The organism is Ralstonia edaphi (assembly GCF_958350185.1).
In the GTDB taxonomy this organism is placed as follows: domain Bacteria; phylum Pseudomonadota; class Gammaproteobacteria; order Burkholderiales; family Burkholderiaceae; genus Ralstonia; species Ralstonia edaphi.
Genome location: NZ_CATWHI010000005.1, coordinates 343,195 through 358,017 on the forward strand (window position 1 = coordinate 343,195; position 14,823 = coordinate 358,017).

A 14,823-nucleotide genomic window follows, 5' to 3' on the forward strand; every position below is an offset into this window, starting at 1 on the left:
CCGCTGAATGCAAAAAAGCCCGCTTTCGCGGGCTTTTTCTTGAAACTTGGGGTGACTGATGGGATTCGAACCCACGACAACCAGAATCACAATCTGGGACTCTACCAACTGAGCTACAGCCACCGTTGTCACTTGAACAGCGCGTTGCCGTTCAAGGAAACAGCGATTATACAAACATTCTTTGGACTTGCCTAGAGGGTTTCGCAACGGAGTTCAACGAGCCTCCGCCACGACCGTTCCTTGGTGGTACACCACCTTCCAGCCATCCGCCGTCCGCCGCCACAACGTCGCCCGCCGCGTTGTCCGGTTCGACTGCACCAGCGTGTAGGTCAGCAAGTAGTTGTCCGGCGCGATCTCCTGGCAGCGGAAATCACGCGTTTGCCAGAAATCCTCGCCGATATGGCCGTGCCGCGCATCGAGAACGCCGAGCACATAGCTGCGGCTATAGCGTTGGCCTGATGCGCCGGTTTCCCAGAAGTCTTCCGTGGTCATGCGCTCGAAGTCTTCGCGGCGCGTGCCGAATTCTGGGCGATGGAAGATGGGCTCGCGCCGGCGCAGTTCTTCGAGCACGTTCAGCAGACCAGGGGCGGTATCCAGAGACGGTTCCATGCGGCAGGCCTCCTTGGAAAGCTCCCAGCATACCGCGCAGTGGGCGTGGCTTAGCGTTTTTCGCGCTGCACAATGCGTGGCTCGCGCTTCGCCCCTATGATGGCGCCTTCGCCTTTCCCGGAATCCACTTCGATGCAACGCACTGCCCGTATTGGCCTGTCTTCGCTGACGATCGCACTGTCGCTGGCTTGCGGCGCCGGCGCCTTTGCCGCCACGCTTCAGAAACCGCAGCTTGACGCGCTGCTCGCCGCCGAACAATCCAAGGCATCGGCTGACCTGAACAGCTTTCTCGCGGCAGCCGCGAAGGCGGATCCGCAAGTCGCCGGCAGTGTCGCCGCGTACCAGAAGAAGGCCCAGCTTGCCGGCGATGACCTCGTCAACATTGGGCGCCTGCTGGGTCTGTACAACCGCCTGCACAACCAGCAGGCCGTGATTGCGTCGATCGAGAAGATGGTCGCGCTGCCCACGGTGCGCGACGACAAGATCCCGCAGTACGAAAACCCCGCCATCGTCGCGTTTGGCAAGCTGGTCGAGGGCATGGCGCGAGACTTCGGCCTGAAATACCGCAACGTCGACAACCGCGTCTTTGAAGTCACGTTGCCAGGCACCGGCTCGGACGAATTCGGCATTCTGACCCACGCCGACGTTGTGCCCGCAAAGGCGGAGGAGTGGGTGCTCGGCGACGGCACCAAGCTCGATCCGTTCAAGGTCACGCGCGTCGGCAATCTGCTGTACGGCCGCGGCACGATTGACGACAAGGGTTCGATCGCCGCCGCGATGTATGCCATGAAAACGGTCAAGGACAGCGGGGTGCCGCTCGCCCGCACGATCCGCCTGATGATCGAAACCACCGAAGAAACCGGCGGTGACGGCATGAAGTACTACCGCGAGCACACCCAATTGCCCGCGTACAACATCGTGCTCGACAGCAAGTATCCGGCCGTGGTGGCAGAGAAAGGCACGGGCGCATTGAAAGTCTTCTTCCCAGCGCAGGCTGGCGATGCTTCGCACACAGCCATCGTCGCGATGACGGGCGCGGCGTCGGCCAGTTCCATCCCACAAACGGCCACGGCCACGCTCAAGGGCGGAGATCTGGGCGTGGCCGCCGCCGCGCTCGAAGCCAAGCGCGACGCATTTGTGAACAGCCTAGCGGCGCAAGGCAAGTTCTCGATCGACATCGCGCGCACGGCGGACAGCATCGTGGTGAAAGCGACCGGCACGTCGGCGCACGGCTCGCGTCCGGAAGAGGGCGTCAACCCGCTGCCGCGCCTGGCGCTGTTCCTGCGTGCAGCCGATCTCGGCCTGGCAGACAACGCCTACGCCCACGCTGTGCGGTATCTGGCCGATGTTTACGGTACCGATTACCTTGGCAACACCATGGGCGTCGCCTACAAGGATGATTTCATGGGCCCGCTGACCATTTCACCCACCGTGATCGGTGACAAGAATGGCCGCGTGGAGGTGACCGCCAACGTGCGCATGCCGCGCGGCAAAACGCCCGACGCACTGCGCGGCGAGATCGCCGGCAAGATCAACGCATGGGCCAACGCCAACCATGTCGCCGTTGAGATCAACCACGATCAGGGCAACTGGATGGCGCGCGATCCGAAGGGCGCGTGGCTGTCGACGCTGCTCAACATCTACGGCGACACCACTGGCCTCGATGCCAAGCCCGTGCCGACGGCCGGCAGCACGACGGCCAAGCTGATGCCGAACGCCATCAACTTTGGCCCCGCCATGCCGGGCAAGAAGTACACCGCGCACAACGCCAACGAGTACAAGGAAGTGCCGGACCTCGACCTCGATATGCAGATGTTCACCGAGATGCTGGTGCGCATCGGCAATCTGCAGTCGATGCAGTAACCGTTGGAGGACGGCCATGAACATCATCCGCGCCAAGTCGTTCACTGCCGAGCGTGCCTGGGGTGCGCTCGATATTGCCAATATGGGCGGCATTACTACGCGCCTGCACTGGACGGACCAGCCTTATCGCTGGCACGTAAACGACGGCGAGGAGGTGTTCGTGGTGCTCGACGGCACGGTCGACATGCATTACCGCGAAGCCGGTGAAGAGAAGGTCGCGACGCTGGAGCCCGGCGACATTTTCTTCGCCGGTATCGGTTGTGAGCATGTGGCGCACCCGCGTGGCGAGGCTCGGATTCTCGTCGTCGAGAAAGCGGGAAGCGTTTAGCAGCTCGCCGCCCGGTTAGGACAAAAAAAAGCCCGCGATGTGCGGGCTTCGAATTCAGCGATCTCATTGCCCCTGAGGGCATTGGCAATACTACTGTCACGTACGCCAAACAACATCCGGGTAAACGTCCGTTTTGCTAGTGGAACACCGTCGAATGTGCCGCTGCAGCAACTTCCGGACAGAAAAAACAGCCCGCTCAAACGGCGGGCCGAAAATCAGTTGAAGAAAGCCCTGTCCTCAGGGCACGGCAAGTGTATGAAATCAGTTGCGGCGGCAGCATTGGGGTATGCCCTGATCGGGCGCCGCAATGCGGTTTGCAGCCCTTGCCCGTCTTTCTTTTCCTCAGCAGCTTTCAGCCCCAGCGGCACGTGAGCCCACCGGGATCGCATCCAGCATGCGGCAGATGGCGGCCATGCTGCCGACCATCGTACGGCGCTGCTCCCCCTGATAGATGCGCACGCCCTGGGTTTGGCGGAAGGGCACCGGCTGTACCGGGCGGCGGCGGGAAGACATCGATCCGAGTCGCATGACAGACCTCGTGAGTTCGGGTGGAAAAGCGAGTGGCAAGACTCCGCCCTGGCGAGCCGATGGCTCACCTCCAGGTTGGATCAAACAGCGAAGATTTGGCGCGGAGATGCGCCGAAGACTTATGGCGCGGCAGGCCGGATCAGACCGACGGCCAAGCCCTCCAGGTGAAACTCATCGCGATCCAGATCAACATGGATCGGTTCGAAATCGGGGTTCTCGGCGATCAGCTCGACATGTCGGCCCTTGCGCTGGAAACGCTTGACCGTGACGTCATCGCCCAGTCGAGCCACGACGATCTTGCCGTTGGCCGCTTCAGCGGCGCGCTGCACGGCCAGCAGATCGCCGTCCAGAATGCCGGCGTCGCGCATGCTCATGCCACGCACCTTCAGCAGAAAATCGGGCTGCGCAGAAAACAGCGACGGATCAACTTGGTACTGGCGATCAATGTGCTCTGCTGCGAGGATCGGGCTCCCGGCGGCCACGCGGCCCACCAGAGGCAGTGTCAGCTGCATCAACCCCATCGACGGCAGCGAGAACTGATGCTGCGACGTGTCGCCTGCCGCCCGCAGCCGAATGCCCCGCGAGGCGCCCGGGGTCAGTTCGATCACGCCTTTGCGTGCCAGCGCACGCAGGTGTTCCTCGGCTGCATTGGGCGACGAGAAGCCGAACTCCGCGGCAATCTCGGCGCGCGTGGGTGGAAAGCCCGTGCGCTGGATCGTCTGGCGGATCAGGTCGTAAATCTGCTGTTGGCGGGGGGTGAGGGTGGCCATCGGCGTACTGTATATTTGAACAGGTGCTGTGATTTTATACAGTGACGCAGGAAGCGCAAGTGATTTTGTTGTGACCTGTTGCGCGCGCGCCCAGTCCTTCTGATCGGCGTCAAAACCTACGCGACTGGTTAGAAGCTTATGCGCAATCCATGCAGGCGCGGCCGGAGGGAATCGCATAAAATCAAGGCCTTGACCGATTTATTGCATCGCCACATAGCCCGATGGAGCCTCGTTGGGCCGGCCCGAACGTCACCATGTCCGCCTTCAATCAAGAGACCGTTCTGAGCGTCCATCACTGGAATGACTCGCTGTTCAGCTTCAAGACCACGCGCGATCAGGCGCTGCGCTTCCATAACGGCCACTTCGTCATGATTGGGCTGGAGGTCGAGGGCAAGCCGCTGATGCGCGCCTACAGTATCGCCAGCCCGAACTACGAAGAGCATCTCGAGTTCTTCAGCATCAAGGTGCAGAACGGCCCGCTGACGTCGCGACTGCAGCATCTGAAGGTGGGCGACAAGCTGCTGGTGAGCAAGAAGCCGGTCGGCACGCTCGTGCTGGATGACCTGCTGCCGGGCAAGAACCTGTACCTGTTCGGCACCGGCACTGGCCTCGCGCCGTTCATGAGCATCATCCAGGACCCGGAAACCTACGAGCGCTTCGAGAAGGTTGTGCTTTTGCACGGCGTGCGGCAAGTGAGCGAGCTGGCCTATGCCGACTTCATCACCCGGGAATTGCCGAACAACGAATTCTTCGGCGATCAGGTGCGCGAGAAGCTGATCTACTACCCGACCGTCACGCGTGAGCCGTTCCGCAATATGGGCCGCCTGACGGATCTCGTCGACAGCGGCAAGCTGTCTGCCGACATCGGCCTGCCCCCGATGGACCCGGCAGTCGACCGCGCCATGATCTGTGGCAGCCCGGCCATGCTGGAAGACACCTGCAAGCTGCTCGATGCCCGCGGCTTCAAGATCTCGCCGCGCATGGGCGAAGCGGGGGACTACGTGATCGAGCGCGCCTTCGTCGAGAAATAATCGATACGGCTTCCGCTGCAAACGCCGGCCTGTGTGCCGGCGTTTTGTTTTTGCCGGCGCCGAGGGCTATCCCGCGTCGGCAAAGGCGGGGCGGGCGGATACAATGCGCGCCTTGCCCACCACGCATGTCTGCAACGATGTCCTTGCCTACCATCGCCATCCTCGCCACCGGCGGCACGATCGCCGGCTCTGCTGACGACGCTGGCTCCGCCGCACGCTATCGCGCTGGCGCCGTCCCCATCGATCAACTGCTCGCTGCCAGCAAGCTTGGTTTGGAGCGCCTCGCCAACGTGCGCGCCGAGCAGGTCGCCCAGATCGACAGCAAGGACCTCACGTTCGACGTATGGGAAAAGCTCGTTGGACGCATCCGTCATTGGATCGACGTCGAACGTGTGGACGGCGTGGTCATCACGCACGGCACCGACACGCTGGAAGAAACCGCCATGTTGCTGCACCTGACGCAGCAGACCGATACGCCGATCGTTCTGACGGCGGCGATGCGGCCGTCGACGTCGCTGTCTGCAGATGGCCCACTGAACCTGCTGAACGCGGTACGGCTCGCCGCCAGTCCGTCCGCGCGCGGACGCGGCGTTCTGGTAGCGCTAAATCAGCGCGTGCATGCCGCGCGCGATGTGCAGAAGGGTCACACCTATGCGGTGGAGGCGTTTGTCTCGCCGGATGCGGGGCCGCTGGGTTTCGTGCTCGACGCCCAGGTGCAGTTTCAGCGTGCAGCGCAACGTGTGAGCGCAGAGGATGTCCTGCCGATGCCGCCCACGGGCCAGTGGCCATGGGTGGAAGTGCTGGCGAGCTATGCGCAACCCGATGCGCGTGTCGTTGATGCGCTGGTGGCTGCTGGCGTGAAGGGGCTCGTGATTGCCGCAACTGGCGCCGGGTCCATCCATGCCAATCTTGAGGCGGCGCTGAACAGGGCGAGTCAGCAGGGCGTTTTCATACTGCGTTCCACGCGTACAGGGGCAGGCGTGGTGCCTGCCCAGCCGGGCGCGGAGCGCTGGGCATCGAGTGGCTCGCTCAATCCCTATAAAGCGCGTGTGCTGCTGACGTTGCTTCTGGCCTCGGGGCGCGCCCAGGCAGAAGTTGCCTCCCTGCAGCAAGTCATTGATCGATATTGAAAAAATCGCCAAAGCCTGCGTATAATGGCAGGCTAACCAACCTTGCTGCACCGGAGTGTGACGCCCGGGCGGCTTAATCCACAAGGAGCGTCAATGCGTCATTACGAAATCGTATTCATCGTCCATCCGGACCAAAGCGAGCAAGTGCCCGCGATGATCGAGCGCTACAAGAGCACGGTCACTACGCAGGGCGGCCAAGTGCACCGCGTCGAAGACTGGGGCCGCCGTCAACTGGCCTACATGATCCAGAAGCTCGCGAAGGCTCACTACGTGTGCCTGAACATCGAGTGCGGTAAGGAAACCCTGGCTGAGCTCGAGCACGCGTTCAAGTTCAACGACGCTGTGCTGCGTCACCTCATCGTTCAGACCAAGAAGGCTGAAACGGCGCCGTCGCCGATGATGAAGGAAGTCGCACGCGAAGAGGCCAAGAAGGCCGCCGCTCAGACCGAACAGGCCGCCTGATGCCGCGCGCGGTGCTGCGCAAGCCTGATCGCGCATCACCAGCATGAACGAAACCCACGGGGACAACGCCATCAACCGCCTGCAGCTCGTCGCCACTCTGGTCGAGCGCGAGGTGATGCGATACACCCCAGCCGGCGTGCCGATCGTCAATTGTCTGCTGGCCTACAGCGGACAGGCGGTCGAGGCGCAGACAGTGCGACAGATCGAGTTTTCGATAGAAGCACTGGCAGCCGGCAAGATGGCTTCCGTTCTGGATCGCATCGCTCCGGGCACTGTCCTGGATTGCGTGGGATTCCTGGCTCGCAAGCACCGCAGCGGTAAGGCACTGGTCTTTCACATCTCCGGATGTAACGTATTCGTAAAGGATTGAATCATGGCATTCATGAACAAGAAGCAGCGCGACGCGAAGAACAAGAAGCGCTTCCAGCAGCAAAACCCGTTGTTCAAGCGCAAGAAGTTCTGCCGCTTCACCGTGGCCGGCGTTGAGCAGATCGACTACAAGGATCTGGACACGCTCAAGGACTTCATCGGCGAAAACGGCAAGATCACCCCGGCCCGCCTGACCGGCACGCGCGCGATCTATCAGCGCCAGCTGGACACGGCCATCAAGCGCGCACGTTTCCTCGCGCTGATGCCGTACACCGATCAGCACAAGCACTAATCAGCGGGATAAGGAGAACTCACAATGCAAATTATTCTGCTCGAGAAGGTCGTCAACCTGGGTAACCTGGGCGACGTGGTGCGCGTGAAGGACGGTTACGCTCGTAACTTCCTGATCCCGAACAAGCAAGCCCGCCGCGCTACGGATTCCGCCATCAAGGAATTCGAAGCCCGCCGTGCTGAGCTGGAAAAGCTGGCTGCTGAAAAGCTGGCCGCTGCGCAAGCCGAAGGCGAAAAGCTGAACGGCCTGACGCTGCAACTGTCGCAAAAGGCTGGTGTGGATGGCCGTCTGTTCGGCTCCGTTACCAACCACGACATCGCTGACGCACTGGTTGCACAAGGCTTCAAGGTCGAGAAGGCGCAAGTGCGTCTGCCGAACGGCCCGCTGAAGACCGTGGGCGACCACCCGGTCGTCGTGTCGCTGCACACCGACGTGGCAGTTGACGTGAACGTGTCGGTGCAGGGCGAGTCGGTCTAAGCACGCACGCAGTACCTCGCGGCGCCCGGGTCACCCGTCGACGCGAGTCAAGAAGGCAGGGACGAAAGTCTCTGCCTTTTTTTGTTGTCCTTTGTGTCAGGGGTTCAGATTGAAGACTGAGCAGCGCCGTTATAATCCGGCCATGAACGCGCCCTCCGATCCCCAGCTCGATTCCCTCAAGGTGCCGCCGCATTCCATCGAGGCCGAACAGTCGGTGCTCGGCGGGTTGCTGCTGGATAACGCCGCCTGGGATCGCATTGCCGATTTCATCAACGAGCACGATTTCTACCGCTACGACCACCGGCTGATTTTCCACAACATTGGCAAGCTGATCTCGCAGGCCAAGCCGGCCGACGTGATCACGGTGTACGAGCAGTTGCAGGCCGCCGGCAAGGCGGAAGAGGTGGGCGGCCTGGCCTACCTGAACGCGCTGGCGCAGAACACGCCGAGCGCCGCCAACATCCGCCGATATGCGGAAATCGTGCGCGACCGCGGCGTGCTGCGCCAACTCGTGACGATTGCCGACGAGATTTCTGCCGGCGCCTTCAACCCGCAGGGCCGCGACGTGCGCCAGCTGCTGGACGAAGCCGAATCCAAGGTGTTTGCGATCGCCGAAGAAGGTTCGCGCGGGCAGAAGGGCTTCCTGGAAATCCAGCCGCTGCTGACGCAGGTGGTCGAGCGCATCGACGAGCTGTACCACCGCGACAACCAGAGCGACATCACCGGCGTGCCGACGGGCTTTGTCGACCTCGACCGCATGACCAGCGGTATGCAGGGCGGCGATCTGATCATCGTGGCCGGTCGCCCATCGATGGGTAAGACGGCGTTCTCGCTGAACATCGGCGAACACGTTGCCGTGGAGCAGGGCTTGCCGGTGGCCGTGTTCTCGATGGAAATGGCGGGCACGCAGCTCGCCATGCGTATGTTGGGCTCGGTCGGTCGATTGGATCAGCACCGCCTGCGTACCGGCCGCCTGCTCGATGAGGATTGGCCGCGCCTGACGCACGCCATCCAGAAGATGAACGACGCGCAGCTCTTCATTGACGAAACGCCCGCGTTGAATCCGATGGAGCTGCGTGCGCGCTCGCGCCGGCTTGCCCGGCAATGTGGGCAGCTCGGCCTGATCGTCATCGATTACCTGCAGCTGATGTCGGGCTCGGGCGGCGGTGAAAACCGTGCGACCGAAATCTCGGAAATCTCGCGCTCCCTGAAGGGCCTGGCGAAGGAACTCAACTGCCCCGTGATTGCGCTGTCGCAGTTGAACCGAAGCTTGGAGCAGCGCCCGAACAAGCGGCCGGTGATGTCGGACTTGCGTGAATCCGGCGCTATTGAACAGGATGCCGACGTGATCCTGTTCATCTATCGTGACCAGGTGTATAACCCCGACTCTCCGGACAAGGGGACGGCCGAAATCATCATCGGTAAGCAGCGTAACGGCCCGATTGGTACCGTTCGTCTCACGTTCCTGGGCGAATACACGAAGTTCGACAACTTCACCGGGGGCAATGCCTTCTTTGACAACGATACGTAACGTGTAATACGTGTCGGCCGGTCACAACGTGCCGCGTGTCGCGGGGCCGGTTCCGGTAAAATATTGCGTTTTAATGACAGCGCCGGCGGTGATCCCGTCCGGCGCTGTTTTTACGACTCCTGCTTTTTCCGTTCCCAAGGATCATCATGTTCGGTCGCTTCATGCCCACCGAAGGCAAGTTTTTTGAGTACTTCAACCAGCACGCCGAGTGCGCCGTCAAGGCGGCCCATGCGCTCAAGGATCTGGTCAATGACTTGCCCAATGCCGAAATGCATGCACGCAATGTGCAGAACTTTGAAAAGAAGGCCGATCGCATCACGCACGACACGATCGAGCTGCTGCACAAGACCTTCATCACTCCGCTCGACCGCGACGAGATCCACAAACTGATCACGACGATGGACGACATCCTCGACCTGATGGAAGACGTGTCGCTCACCATCTCGCTGTACGACGTGACCAACGTGACGGACGAAGCGCGCCAGCTCGCGACCATCTGCGTGGCATGTTGCGAGGAGGTCCGCAAGGCCGTGGCGCTGCTCAACGACATGAACAACGGCCGCCAGATTCTGACCATCGCGCAGGAAATCGACCGCCTCGAGTCCGAAGCCGATCGCGTGATGCGCGCTGCCATGGCGAAGCTGTTCCGCACCGAGAACGACATCAAGCTGCTGATCAAGCTCAAGGCGATCTACGAGCAACTGGAGAGCGTCACCGACCGTTGCGAGGATGTCGCCAACATCATCGAAGGCATCGTGCTCGAAAACGCCTGACGAGACGACGCCTCATGCATACGCTTCAGATCAGTCTCTGGGTGGTCGTCCTGCTGGTGGCACTGGCCATCGTGTTCGACTTCATGAATGGTTTCCACGACGCCGCAAACTCCATCGCGACGGTGGTGTCGACCGGCGTGCTCAAGCCGCAGCAGGCGGTGGCGATGGCTGCGGCCTGCAACGTGATCGCCATTTTCATCTTCCACCTCAAGGTGGCAACCACGGTGGGGCGGGACACCATCGATCCGTCCATCGTCGATCATTACGTCATCTTCGGGGCGTTGGTCGGCGCGATCGCGTGGAACATCATCACGTGGTACTACGGCATTCCGTCGAGCTCGTCGCATGCGCTGATCGGTGGCTTGGTGGGGGCCGCCGTGGCCAAGTCTGGCACGGGCTCGCTGGTGGCCAGCGGCTTGCTCAAGACCGTGGCGTTCATCCTGATTTCGCCATTGCTCGGTTTTATCCTGGGCTCGCTCTTGATGGTGGCGGTGTCCTGGCTGTTCTTCCGAACGCCACCATCCAAGGTGGACCGATGGTTCCGGCGCTTGCAACTGCTCTCCGCCTCGCTGTACAGCCTGGGCCACGGCGGCAACGATGCGCAGAAGACCATCGGCATCATCTGGATGCTGCTGATTGCCGGTGGCTACGCCTCGGCCACTGCAACCGAGCCGCCGATCTGGGTCATCGTCTGCTGCTATGTGGCGATCGGCTTGGGTACGCTGCTGGGCGGCTGGCGGATCGTCCGTACGATGGGGCAGAAGATCACCAAGCTCAAGCCGGTCGGCGGTTTCTGCGCTGAAACCGGTGGCGCCATGACGCTGTTCTTCGCGTCGGCGTTGGGCGTGCCGGTGTCGACCACGCATACCATCACGGGCGCCATCGTCGGTGTCGGTGCGGCGCAAAAAGCTTCCGCCGTGCGTTGGGGGGTGGCAGGCAACATCGTCTGGGCGTGGGTGTTGACGATTCCCGCGTCTGCGTTCATGGCCGCGATCGCCTGGTGGATTGGCCGACACGTCCTGTAACGAAAGCCGGCTGCTGATTCACAGCGAAAAACGAAACGCCCACCAAACCGGTGGGCGTTTCGCATTGGCGCGAGCGATGCGCTATTGCGTGGCGAAGCGCGCGATGGGATCGTCGTCCGCGGGCGGCGTTACAGCCGGCGGTATCCGCGTCGACATCAGACTCTCGGCTTGGGCCTCGCGCGTGCGGGCGAGGGTGCCGAGCGGGTCATCGTCGATCGGGCGGGCAGGGCTGGCAGGTGCCGGTGTGATTGGCGTGTTGGCGGGCGCGGGTGCATCCGGCAGGTTGCTCGCTGCGACGACGCGGCGCGCGCCCATGTAGCGGCTTGCCCAGTACGACTTGGTCATGTCTTCCAGGCGCACCGTGCCGCCCGTGGCCGGTGCATGAACAAACCGGTTCTGGCCGACATAGATGCCCACGTGCGAATTGGGCTGGCCGGTCGTGTTGAAGAAGACGAGGTCGCCCGATGCAACTTCGCGACGGTCGAGCGAGGTACCGCGGCGGCCCATCTCGGCGGCGGTGCGCGGCAGGTTCACGGAAGCGGCGCGCTGCACGACGTAGCGCACCAGTCCGCTGCAATCGAAGCCGCTGTCGGGCGTATTGCCGCCGTAGCGGTAGGGCGTGCCGACCAGCGCCATGGCTTCGATGGAAATCTCTTCCAGACCCGCACTCGGATCCTGGATGGGCGCGCCGCGTGTGCGCAGGCCTTGGTCACGGGAGGCAGTGGAACGTGTGGGCGTTGACGAGCAGGCGGACAGCAGGCAGACCAACGCAAGCAGGGCTGTGCCTGCTAGCCGGGTATTGCCATAGGAAGAGCCGTACCGCGTCAGCATGCGCCATCAGGAGAGTCCGGATAGCGAGCATGCTATGCGCGCCGCGTCAGAAAGCCAAACTGCGTGTTGGCGAGGCGCAACGCCAAGCGGGGCGCGGGTCTGCGGATTTGGCCCTGATGGCGTCGCGTTTTGCGGGGAGTTTTACCAGCGTAGTTGGACGTTACGCGTGCTGCCGGTCTGCACCGTCGCCCGTTTGGTGGTGCCTTGGTATGTGGCGATGACGTTATAGCTGGCCGGCGGTGCCTTGATCAGACAGCGCGGGCCATCGGCGCGAAAGCTTGCGACCTCCTTGCCGTGCCGCGTGAGCTGGACGTCCACGTCGGCCAGATACTCGCCGCGCGCGCCTTGCGTGAACAGCAGCGACAGGTTGTAGTTGCGCGCTTCACTGTTCAGCGCTTGCTGCTCGTCTTGTGCAACGCCGCCGCAGACGTAGCTGATCTGGCCGGCGGTCTTTGGCGTGAGGGTGTCGGCAAGCGCAACGGAAGCGCCGGCGGACAGCATCATCGCCAGCGCAGCCGACGTCAGGGTCAAGCGCGATCGGGTCTGCAGGTTTGGCTGCATGGGCATCGTTGGCCTCCATCAGAGAAAAGAGAGGTGCCAGACGTGCAGCAAAAAAAAGGCCGCGCAAATGCACGGCCCGATGGCACAACGGTTTGCGGCAGACAGCTTTGCCGCGCGGTGATTCCTACAGCACGTCCGACGCGTGATCTGCGAGCCGCGAACGCTCGCCGCGCGCCAGCGTGATATGCCCGCTGTGGCTCCATCCCTTGAAGCGATCCACCACGTAGGTCAGGCCTGACGAACCTTCCGTCAGATACGGGGTATCGATCTGCGCGATGTTCCCCAGGCAGACGATCTTGGTGCCCGGGCCCGCGCGCGTGACCAGCGTTTTCATCTGCTTCGGCGTCAGGTTTTGCGCCTCGTCGATGATCAGGAACTTGTTGACGAAGGTGCGGCCGCGCATGAAGTTCATGCTCTTGACCTTGATGCGCGAGCGGATCAGTTCCTGCGTGGCTGCGCGGCCCCATTCGCCGGCGTTGTCGTCGGATTTTTGCAGCACCTCCAGGTTGTCGTCGAAGGCACCCATCCACGGCTGCATCTTTTCTTCTTCCGTGCCGGGCAGGAAGCCGATGTCTTCACCCACGGGCACCGTGGCGCGCGTGATGATGATCTCGTTGTAGAGCTTCTGATCCAGCACCTGCTCCAGGCCCGCCGCCAGTGCCAGCAGCGTCTTGCCTGTGCCGGCTTGGCCCAGCAGCGAAACGAAATCGACTTCCGGATGCATCAGCAGGTTCAGCGCGAAGTTCTGCTCGCGGTTGCGCGCGGTCACGCCCCAGACGTTGTTCTTCTGGTGCGTGTAGTCCTTGAGCGTCTGCAGCACGGCGGTCTTGCCGTTCAGCTCCTTCACCTGCGCATACAGCGGCAGGCTGCCGTCATTCGGCTCCAGGAAGACGAACTGGTTGACCAGGAACGACGGCACCAGCGGCCCGGACAGGCGATAGAACGTCGTGCCCGTCTTGGGGTCCTGCCAGCTCTCGATGTTCTTGCCGTGCTTCTGCCAGAAGTCCGCCGGCAGGGCCATGATCCCGCTGTAGAGCAGGTCGGTGTCTTCCAGCACGCGGTCGTTGAAATAGTCCTCCGCCGGCAGGCCGAGGGCGCGCGCCTTGATCCGCATGTTGATGTCTTTGGACACCAGCACGACCGATCGATCCGGACGCTGCTGCTGCAACGCGGCCACGACGCCCAGGATCTGGTTGTCGGCCTTGCCCTGCGGCAGGCCGTCGGGCAACTTGATGTCGTTCAGGCGCGTCTGGAAGAACAGGCGCCCCTGCGCATCGCGGTTGCCGAGCTTGGCGAGCGGCAGGCCGTCATCCATCGCTCCATCGGTGCCGCCCACAAGCTGGTCGAGCGTGCGGCTGACCGTGCGGGCATTGCGCGCGACTTCGCTCATGCCCTTCTTGTGGTTGTCCAACTCTTCCAACGTCATCATCGGCAGATAGACGTCGTGCTCTTCAAAACGGAAGAGCGATGTCGGGTCGTGCATCAGCACGTTGGTGTCGAGCACGAACAGCTTGGTCGGGCCTTCGTCGCGGCGGGCGCGGCGGCGGGCAGCGGTTTCGGTTGATTTGCCGGTCGCGCTCACTTTGTCGACCGCCTTGGCCAGAATGCCGGCGTGTTCGCGCGAACTGTCTTTCGCCATGGGGGACGCTTCGCCCGAGCGGGCGCGTGCCGTGCTGGCAGCATTGCGTTTGGGTTGCGCACGGCCGGTTTCTGACAACGCCTCGCGCTCGAGCGCTGGCACCGGTTTTCGAGGTTCCTGACCCGCCTTCGGCTTTCCGGCTTTGCTGAAAGGCTTGAATTCAGCCGGGTCGAGCAATTGGGCTGGCTGGGTGGGCATGGTCGGCAGCGGCATGCTTCGATTACCTCTCTGGGTGGAACGACGACGGAACACCGTCCCCGCACAAGGCGGGGCGGTGCAGGCGGAAAACGCGAGAAAACGGATGGGCGCGTCGCAGCATTTGATGCACGGACGACGGCCACAAAAAAGCCGCCATGACCTGCGAGAGGTGGGGCGGCCTAGGGGAACGCCACGACAAGCTGCACGATTCGGACGTTCTGCCCGGCCTGGCTGCCGGGAAAAACGCAGAAGCGGTATCAGGCCAACTTGGCCGCCGGTACCGTCGTGGGCTATCGGAATGGCATCCGGATTTCGTACTCATCGGTTCCGACTGTATCGGAAGCGTTTGTGATTTGCAATCGGTCACATGTGACGTGTGGCGCCGTCCAAACTGCGCCACGATTGA

General features: G+C 62.3%; 17 protein-coding genes and 1 tRNA gene. 11 read left to right on the plus strand and 7 right to left on the minus strand.

Annotation, left to right across the window (positions count from 1 at the left end):
* Positions 1-47: 47 nt before the first annotated feature.
* Positions 48-123: transfer RNA gene (locus R2669_RS19110), tRNA-His, on the minus strand.
* A 90-nt stretch (positions 124-213) separates the two neighbouring features.
* Positions 214-609, minus strand: a complete 396-nt coding sequence (locus tag R2669_RS19115) for a nuclear transport factor 2 family protein (protein WP_316887905.1) — start codon at positions 607-609, stop codon at positions 214-216.
* Between the two features lie 132 nt (positions 610-741).
* Between R2669_RS19115 and R2669_RS19120 the strand changes: the two genes are divergently transcribed.
* Complete coding sequence (locus R2669_RS19120; protein ID WP_316901733.1) at positions 742-2,472, plus strand: dipeptidase; 1,731 nt, start codon at positions 742-744, stop codon at positions 2,470-2,472.
* A gap of 16 nt (positions 2,473-2,488) precedes the next feature.
* Entirely contained in the window at positions 2,489-2,800 is a 312-nt protein-coding gene (locus R2669_RS19125; protein ID WP_316875982.1) for a cupin domain-containing protein, read from the plus strand.
* 342 nt (positions 2,801-3,142) lie between these two features.
* Here R2669_RS19125 and R2669_RS19130 read toward each other — a convergent pair whose 3' ends face one another.
* Positions 3,143-3,328 (minus strand): hypothetical protein, encoded by a 186-nt coding sequence (locus R2669_RS19130; protein ID WP_147213551.1) that lies wholly within the window; start codon positions 3,326-3,328, stop codon positions 3,143-3,145.
* A gap of 119 nt (positions 3,329-3,447) precedes the next feature.
* On the minus strand, positions 3,448-4,098 hold the full coding sequence (lexA, locus tag R2669_RS19135; protein ID WP_147213552.1) for a transcriptional repressor LexA: 651 nt from the start codon (positions 4,096-4,098) through the stop codon (positions 3,448-3,450).
* Positions 4,099-4,352: 254 nt separating this feature from the next.
* On the opposite strand from lexA, the gene R2669_RS19140 reads away from it, so the two are divergent.
* The 9 genes from R2669_RS19140 to R2669_RS19180 all read left to right on the plus strand — a co-directional run bounded on the left by R2669_RS19140 (position 4,353) and on the right by R2669_RS19180 (position 11,188).
* A complete protein-coding gene (locus R2669_RS19140) occupies positions 4,353-5,129 on the plus strand; it encodes a ferredoxin--NADP reductase (protein WP_316875987.1) in 777 nt (258 codons plus the stop codon).
* Positions 5,130-5,266: 137 nt separating this feature from the next.
* Complete coding sequence (locus tag R2669_RS19145; protein WP_316901734.1) at positions 5,267-6,259, plus strand: asparaginase; 993 nt, start codon at positions 5,267-5,269, stop codon at positions 6,257-6,259.
* Positions 6,260-6,352: 93 nt separating this feature from the next.
* Positions 6,353-6,721, plus strand: a complete 369-nt coding sequence (rpsF, locus tag R2669_RS19150) for a 30S ribosomal protein S6 (RefSeq protein ID WP_027677553.1) — start codon at positions 6,353-6,355, stop codon at positions 6,719-6,721.
* A gap of 43 nt (positions 6,722-6,764) precedes the next feature.
* Entirely contained in the window at positions 6,765-7,091 is a 327-nt protein-coding gene (gene priB, locus R2669_RS19155) for a primosomal replication protein N (RefSeq protein ID WP_316901735.1), read from the plus strand.
* 12 nt (positions 7,092-7,103) lie between these two features.
* A complete protein-coding gene (gene rpsR / locus R2669_RS19160) occupies positions 7,104-7,382 on the plus strand; it encodes a 30S ribosomal protein S18 (RefSeq protein WP_037022304.1) in 279 nt (92 codons plus the stop codon).
* A gap of 24 nt (positions 7,383-7,406) precedes the next feature.
* A complete protein-coding gene (gene rplI, locus R2669_RS19165; RefSeq protein ID WP_027677551.1) occupies positions 7,407-7,859 on the plus strand; it encodes a 50S ribosomal protein L9 in 453 nt (150 codons plus the stop codon).
* Positions 7,860-8,001: 142 nt separating this feature from the next.
* A complete protein-coding gene (locus R2669_RS19170; RefSeq protein WP_027677550.1) occupies positions 8,002-9,390 on the plus strand; it encodes a replicative DNA helicase in 1,389 nt (462 codons plus the stop codon).
* A gap of 146 nt (positions 9,391-9,536) precedes the next feature.
* Positions 9,537-10,163, plus strand: a complete 627-nt coding sequence (locus R2669_RS19175) for a DUF47 domain-containing protein (protein WP_147213555.1) — start codon at positions 9,537-9,539, stop codon at positions 10,161-10,163.
* 14 nt (positions 10,164-10,177) lie between these two features.
* Positions 10,178-11,188, plus strand: coding sequence for an inorganic phosphate transporter (locus tag R2669_RS19180; protein ID WP_004626498.1), 1,011 nt, complete (start codon positions 10,178-10,180; stop codon positions 11,186-11,188).
* A gap of 81 nt (positions 11,189-11,269) precedes the next feature.
* On the opposite strand, the gene R2669_RS19185 is transcribed toward R2669_RS19180, so the two are convergent.
* From R2669_RS19185 to R2669_RS19195, 3 genes are all read right to left on the minus strand, one after another.
* Positions 11,270-12,019 (minus strand): C40 family peptidase, encoded by a 750-nt coding sequence (locus tag R2669_RS19185; RefSeq protein ID WP_316901736.1) that lies wholly within the window; start codon positions 12,017-12,019, stop codon positions 11,270-11,272.
* A gap of 141 nt (positions 12,020-12,160) precedes the next feature.
* Entirely contained in the window at positions 12,161-12,586 is a 426-nt protein-coding gene (locus R2669_RS19190) for a hypothetical protein (RefSeq protein WP_316887898.1), read from the minus strand.
* Positions 12,587-12,704: 118 nt separating this feature from the next.
* Complete coding sequence (locus tag R2669_RS19195; protein WP_147213558.1) at positions 12,705-14,432, minus strand: PhoH family protein; 1,728 nt, start codon at positions 14,430-14,432, stop codon at positions 12,705-12,707.
* Positions 14,433-14,823: the final 391 nt, after the last annotated feature.

Excerpts from the sequence above, each read along its gene's own strand:
- R2669_RS19115 (WP_316887905.1), bottom strand. The coding sequence starts at position 609 with ATGGAACCGTCTCTGGATACCGCCCCTGGTCTGCTGAACGTGCTCGAA.
- R2669_RS19120 (WP_316901733.1), top strand. The coding sequence starts at position 742 with ATGCAACGCACTGCCCGTATTGGCCTGTCTTCGCTGACGATCGCACTG.
- R2669_RS19125 (WP_316875982.1), top strand. The coding sequence starts at position 2,489 with ATGAACATCATCCGCGCCAAGTCGTTCACTGCCGAGCGTGCCTGGGGT.
- R2669_RS19130 (WP_147213551.1), bottom strand. The coding sequence starts at position 3,328 with ATGCGACTCGGATCGATGTCTTCCCGCCGCCGCCCGGTACAGCCGGTG.
- lexA (WP_147213552.1), bottom strand. The coding sequence starts at position 4,098 with ATGGCCACCCTCACCCCCCGCCAACAGCAGATTTACGACCTGATCCGC.
- R2669_RS19140 (WP_316875987.1), top strand. The coding sequence starts at position 4,353 with ATGTCCGCCTTCAATCAAGAGACCGTTCTGAGCGTCCATCACTGGAAT.
- R2669_RS19145 (WP_316901734.1), top strand. The coding sequence starts at position 5,267 with ATGTCCTTGCCTACCATCGCCATCCTCGCCACCGGCGGCACGATCGCC.
- rpsF (WP_027677553.1), top strand. The coding sequence starts at position 6,353 with ATGCGTCATTACGAAATCGTATTCATCGTCCATCCGGACCAAAGCGAG.
- priB (WP_316901735.1), top strand. The coding sequence starts at position 6,765 with ATGAACGAAACCCACGGGGACAACGCCATCAACCGCCTGCAGCTCGTC.
- rpsR (WP_037022304.1), top strand. The coding sequence starts at position 7,104 with ATGAACAAGAAGCAGCGCGACGCGAAGAACAAGAAGCGCTTCCAGCAG.
- rplI (WP_027677551.1), top strand. The coding sequence starts at position 7,407 with ATGCAAATTATTCTGCTCGAGAAGGTCGTCAACCTGGGTAACCTGGGC.
- R2669_RS19170 (WP_027677550.1), top strand. The coding sequence starts at position 8,002 with ATGAACGCGCCCTCCGATCCCCAGCTCGATTCCCTCAAGGTGCCGCCG.
- R2669_RS19175 (WP_147213555.1), top strand. The coding sequence starts at position 9,537 with ATGTTCGGTCGCTTCATGCCCACCGAAGGCAAGTTTTTTGAGTACTTC.
- R2669_RS19180 (WP_004626498.1), top strand. The coding sequence starts at position 10,178 with ATGCATACGCTTCAGATCAGTCTCTGGGTGGTCGTCCTGCTGGTGGCA.
- R2669_RS19185 (WP_316901736.1), bottom strand. The coding sequence starts at position 12,019 with ATGCTGACGCGGTACGGCTCTTCCTATGGCAATACCCGGCTAGCAGGC.
- R2669_RS19190 (WP_316887898.1), bottom strand. The coding sequence starts at position 12,586 with ATGCCCATGCAGCCAAACCTGCAGACCCGATCGCGCTTGACCCTGACG.
- R2669_RS19195 (WP_147213558.1), bottom strand. The coding sequence starts at position 14,432 with ATGCCGCTGCCGACCATGCCCACCCAGCCAGCCCAATTGCTCGACCCG.